General features: G+C 61.8%; 5 protein-coding genes. 1 reads left to right on the top strand and 4 read right to left on the bottom strand.

The features are described 5' to 3' along the window. The 4 genes from EN993_RS31365 to EN993_RS31350 form a co-directional block, all read right to left on the bottom strand. A partial coding sequence (locus EN993_RS31365) for an ABC transporter permease (protein ID WP_164757927.1) occupies window positions 1-561 on the bottom strand: 561 nt, incomplete at its 3' end. 116 nt (window positions 562-677) lie between these two features. Beyond that, window positions 678-1,697, bottom strand: a complete 1,020-nt coding sequence (locus EN993_RS31360) for a sugar ABC transporter substrate-binding protein (RefSeq protein ID WP_126068103.1) — start codon at window positions 1,695-1,697, stop codon at window positions 678-680. A gap of 159 nt (window positions 1,698-1,856) precedes the next feature. Then, complete coding sequence (locus tag EN993_RS31355; RefSeq protein ID WP_127265702.1) at window positions 1,857-2,795, bottom strand: threonine/serine dehydratase; 939 nt, start codon at window positions 2,793-2,795, stop codon at window positions 1,857-1,859. Further along, entirely contained in the window at window positions 2,785-3,876 is a 1,092-nt protein-coding gene (locus EN993_RS31350) for a succinylglutamate desuccinylase/aspartoacylase family protein (RefSeq protein WP_245469023.1), read from the bottom strand. Before EN993_RS31350 ends, EN993_RS31355 begins: the two co-directional genes overlap by 11 nt. 107 nt (window positions 3,877-3,983) lie before the next feature. On the opposite strand from EN993_RS31350, the gene EN993_RS31345 reads away from it, so the two are divergent. Next, on the top strand, window positions 3,984-4,769 hold the full coding sequence (locus EN993_RS31345; RefSeq protein ID WP_126068105.1) for an IclR family transcriptional regulator: 786 nt from the start codon (window positions 3,984-3,986) through the stop codon (window positions 4,767-4,769). Window positions 4,770-4,931 lie beyond the last annotated feature (162 nt).

The raw sequence follows: 4,931 nt of genomic DNA, 5'->3' as shown, positions 1-4,931 counted from the left end.
CCCATACACCGTGCGATTGAGCACGAACCACCAGAGGCCCAGGCAGACGGCGGCGATGATGACGGAGACCGGCAGGAGGCCGATTGTCTCGCGTCCCGCGAAAAGCAGGACCGGATCGGCGACCGCGATGCTGGATGCGCCGGAGAGACTGAGCGCCAGGCCGCGCGCAAACGCCATGGTGGCGAGCGTCGCGATGAAGGGGGAGATGCCGGCAAAGCCGATCAGCGCTCCATTGAGCAGACCTATCGCGGCACCGCCACCGATCGCGGCGAGAAGGCTCAAGCTCGCCGAGCCGGTTGCCGTGTAGGCAAGACCCGCGGCGATGCCGGAACAGGCGAGGTTGCTGCCAACGGAAATATCGATGCCGCGCGCGATGATCACGGCCGTCATGGCAAAAGAGATGAGGGCGATGACCGCACTCTGCTGCGCGATGCTGACAAGATTTCCGGTCGACAGAAAGCGCGGATCGATCCAGCCGAAGACGGCGATGGCGACCAGCAGCACCGCGATGAGAACCGGTTCGTTGCGCCGCAGAAACGGAGAGGTCCAGGACTGGAACATGGGTCGGTCCTCTTGTCGAGCATCATGCGCGGTCACCGCGGAAGCGGCGACGGCGATCGTCAGGAAAAGGGGACGCCGGATGAAATGTCATCCGGCGCTTGAGCCGCTTTAGGCTGTTACTTTGCCAGGGTCATGGCGGTCGCCGGAACCTTGGGACCGAGTTGCTCGGTATAGTTCTTGGCTTCCACCGCCTCCTTGTCGGTGTTGATATATTCGAAGGTGAGGCCATCCGCCTTGAGCTTCGCTGCCGTCGCATCCGAGGTCACGAAATAGGTCGGCATGAAGAGATCCTGCGGCAGCTTTTCTCCATTGGCCAGACGAGCGGCAACGGCGATGTTCCAGTAGCCGACACGATAGGCGCCGGTCAGCACGTCCATCACCATCTTGCCGTCGTCGATCAGCGGCTTCATCTCGGCGTCGCCGTCATAGCCGCCGTAGAGCAGCTGGGTTCCCATCGAGCTGGCAACGGAATCGGCTGCCAGGCAAAGGCTGTCGGAGATGCAGCCGATGGCTTTCAGATCCGGATAGGTGGTGAGCCATGTCTGGGCGGCATTCGTTGCCTTCGCTGCGTCCCAGCCGGTCGGCTCGATGCCGACGACCTTGATGTCCGGAAACTCCTTTTTCAGGGTTTCGACGAAGCCCTTTTCGCGGGTGTCGGACACGAAGTTGCCACGCGAACCGACCAGCAGGGCGACCTCGCCCTTGCCGCCAAGCGACTTGCCGAGCGCGCGGGCAACCATCGACATGTTGTCGTAGTCCGGATAGAGCGTCGAGTAGTTCGAGCCGGCCTCGACCTTGTTACCCATGGTGATCACCGGAATGCCGGCGGCGGCGGCTTTCTTGATGACCGGAATGACCGCATTCTTGTCGATCGGATCGATCAGGATCGCGCTGACGCCCTGATTGATGAAATTCTCGATGATGCTGACCTGTTTTTCCAGGCTGCCCTCGGCGCTCTGCCAGGTGGATTTCACCCCGTAGTCAGCGGCAGCCACGTCGCCCGCTTCCTTCATGCGGACGAAGAAGGAATTCTGCAGGTCGATTGCCGCAAGGCCCAGAACCTTTTCCGCGGCAAGCGAGGGCGTTGCGATGGCGAGTGCGAGCAGAGCAATGGATGCTTTCAAGGAAATGCGCATGTTTCAGTTCTCCTCTTGTTGCGACAGGGCGATTCTTCGCCTCTTTTTCATGTCCCGCACGACGACTGTCCCAGCGACAGGCATTCCGGCGGTATTCCGCGGCACTCGTGCCGTATCCACTTTAGGGCCGCGTCCTCCGTGAACCGGCCTTTCTCAACCTCAGCCATTCAGGCCTTCGACGCCGGCGCCGCAGACAAGTCCGGCGATGCGGGCGCCGCGCGGTGGCTTGAAGGCTCCGCTCATCAACGCGGCCAGCGATGCCGCGCCGCTGAGGTCGGCGGCAATGCCGAATTCGAACCAGAGCAATTCAGCGGCCTTCTGCATGTCCGCATCCTCGACAAGGACGATATCGTCGACGTGCTTGGCGACGATCTCGTAGATGCTTTCGTCGGTGCGGCCGCAGGCCATGGTCGCCACCTTCGTGGTTATCTCGGGCAAGCGGACGACACGGCCGGCAGCCAGGGAGGCGTGAAGGGTCGGTGAACCGGTCGGCTCGACACCAATGATCCTGGCGTCGGGTTTGACGTGCTTCAGGACTTCGGACATGCCGCTGATGAGGCCACCACCGCCGATCGCGACGATGTAGATGTCGGCATCGGGAATCTGGTCGACCATCTCCAGCGCCACAGTCCCCTGACCGGACACGATCTGCGCATCGGCGAAGGGATGCATGTAGAAGGCGCCGCACGCCTTTGCGTCGGCCAATGCCGCCTCATGTGCTTCATCCCAGACATTGCCTTCGAAGCGAACGTCAGCGCCCCATTTGCGCAGCTTTTCCGCCTTCAGCGGGCTTGCATTGTTCGGCAGGTAGATGATGGCGGGGACGCCGGCCTGGGCAGCCACATAGGCGGTGGCCAGGCCGTGATTGCCGCCGGAGGCGGCGACCAGTCCGTTTTCGATCCGGCTCGGCTCGAGCGTTTTCACCCGGTTCGTCGCGCCCCGAATCTTGAAGGAGCCGCTCACCTGGAGGCATTCGAGTTTCAAATAGACATCATTTTGAAGGTTTGCGCCCGTGGCATGGTCGAGCTTGACGACTGGGGTGCGCCGTATGAAGGGGGCAATGCGCCGGGCAGCCGCTTCGATGTCCTCATGGCTCATCGGTCAGCGCCTCCGGATATTCGTTGGCAAGCACGAAGCAGCAGTTTCCCGGACGCACGCGGCCGGGCTGACGCTTGGCGAAAACGATGCCGTCGATGGGGTGAAGGAGATCGATGGGCGCGCGTGACGGCGTGTGGAGGAAGTGAATGCGTCCGGCAAGGTCGCCTTTGCTGACGGCACTGCCGAGCGGGCTCAAGGGTTCGAAGACACCGTCCTCCTCGGACAGGAGATAGCCTTCACTTCCGGGCACCTTGAGCACGCGTGCGTTGGCACCAGGGGCAATGTCAGGCGCGCCTTTCAGGACGCCTGCATGTTTCAGCACATTGCGGATGCCCCTGCGGCAGATGGCTAGCGCGTCCTGACTGACAAGGCCGCCGCCGGCCATCTCGCTGCCGATGACGATCAGCCCCTGGTGGTTGGCGGACGCGGTCGAGGTCCGGGTTTCACCGAGATTGTCGACCATGACGACGGTCGGCGCCCCGAAGGCGAGCGTTGCCTTGATGTTCTTGCGATGGCCCTGCGCGGTCGGGGAGGGCTCGATGATCGCGCTTGGCAGGATCATCAGGGACGAACCGCCGGAATGGAGATCCAGGAAGTAGTCGGCCCTCGGAAACAGGATGTCATGTACATAGGCCGCGATCTGGCTTGTCAGCGTGCCGTTGAAATCGCCCGGAAAACTGCGGTTGAAATTCAACCCGTCGACCGGGGAGGTGCGGGTGCCGGCCTCGACAGCTCGAATGTTGATGGCCGGGATCGCGATGATGCGTCCGGTAATATCCCGTGGATCGATCTCGCGCAGAAGCTCGCCGAGCGCGATCGGCCCCTCATATTCATCGCCGTGGTTGCCGCCCTCGATCAGGACCGTCGGACCGTCTCCGTTCTTGATGACGGCGAGCGGAACGCGAACCGTGCCCCAGGCATCGTCGTGCGGCGATTGAGGCACATGAAAGAAACCGATCTGCTTGCCCTCGCGATCGAAATCGACCGACGTGTAAACACTGTTGTTCCGGGGAGCGATGGTCGCGCGCACAGTGTTTGCAGGTCTCGGTACGGTCATCGGTTCGGCCTCGAAATTCATCATCCCGGGCATCATGTCAGTTTTATATATGGTGTCAAGTTTGGATATAAAACCAATGGCAATTCCGATTTCTTGTCTCTATCGTGCGTGGACCACCGGGGATTCTTCGAATGGCAGATGACGCAAAAGAGAGTGGCAAACCGACCTATTCGGCCCCGGCGCTGACCAAGGGCCTCGATGTCCTGGAGTTGCTGGCGGAGGCGCGGGCGCCCTTGACGATGAAGGAGATCGCGGAAGGCCTCGGCCGTTCGAAGAATGAGATTTTCCGGATGCTGATCGCGCTGCAGGAGCGTCAATATATCGAGCGCAACGCCGAGACCGACGCCTATTCGTTGACCGACAAGCTTTTCAAGCTGGGGCTGCACACGCCGAGTGCTCAGGATCTCATGTCCGCCGCCATGCCCGAACTGACGCAGATTGCCGCGGACTCAAATCAGTCGCCGCACCTGGTCGTCTTCAATCATGGCTTGACCGTCGTGACGGCGGCCGTTCCCGGCGGCGAGGACATGGCGTTCACGCTGCGCCTCGGATACGGTCGTCTGGCCACCGACGCGACCTCTGGCCATGTGATTCTTGCCTTCCAGCCGCCAAAGGTGGCGGCGCGGATGATCGATGAAAGTGCGGCGCATTCCCCGGTGCCGCTGGATCGTGACGCGCTGGAAAGGCAGCTTCGTATCATCCGCGCGGACGGCTACTGGATGCGCGAGAGCCGTGACTTCGTCGGGATCACCGATATCTGCTGTCCGGTCATCGGACCGGACGGCAGCGCCGTCGCCTCCATTATCGTCGCTTATATCAATCGCCATACGCGTGAAAGCCGCCATGCCTACGCTCTGGAGGTCCTGCGCGCTGCCTGCGATCGCATCTCCATGAAGCTGTCACCGCGGGTTCGCTGAGGGATCGTGGTGCGCTGAGGGCGCGCGCGAAGCACCGCCAGCGAGCCGTTTGCACCGGATTGATAATACCAGTATAGGTCCAGTCAGGAATATTTTGATCCTGGGTGCTTCTCGCGCAGGAGGAAGGGCAATGGCAACCGTGAACCTGATCGGGCTTGTCAG

Origin of the sequence: Mesorhizobium sp. M7D.F.Ca.US.004.01.2.1, assembly GCF_003997785.1 — a bacterium.
Taxonomy (GTDB): Bacteria; Pseudomonadota; Alphaproteobacteria; order Rhizobiales; family Rhizobiaceae; genus Mesorhizobium; species Mesorhizobium loti.
This window is presented reverse-complemented; position numbering and strand designations above follow the sequence as displayed.

Coding starts and splice junctions, on each gene's coding strand:
- EN993_RS31345 (WP_126068105.1), top strand. CDS start 3,984: ATGGCAGATGACGCAAAAGAGAGTGGCAAACCGACCTATTCGGCCCCG.
- EN993_RS31355 (WP_127265702.1), bottom strand. CDS start 2,795: ATGAGCCATGAGGACATCGAAGCGGCTGCCCGGCGCATTGCCCCCTTC.
- EN993_RS31360 (WP_126068103.1), bottom strand. CDS start 1,697: ATGCGCATTTCCTTGAAAGCATCCATTGCTCTGCTCGCACTCGCCATC.
- EN993_RS31350 (WP_245469023.1), bottom strand. CDS start 3,876: ATGATGAATTTCGAGGCCGAACCGATGACCGTACCGAGACCTGCAAAC.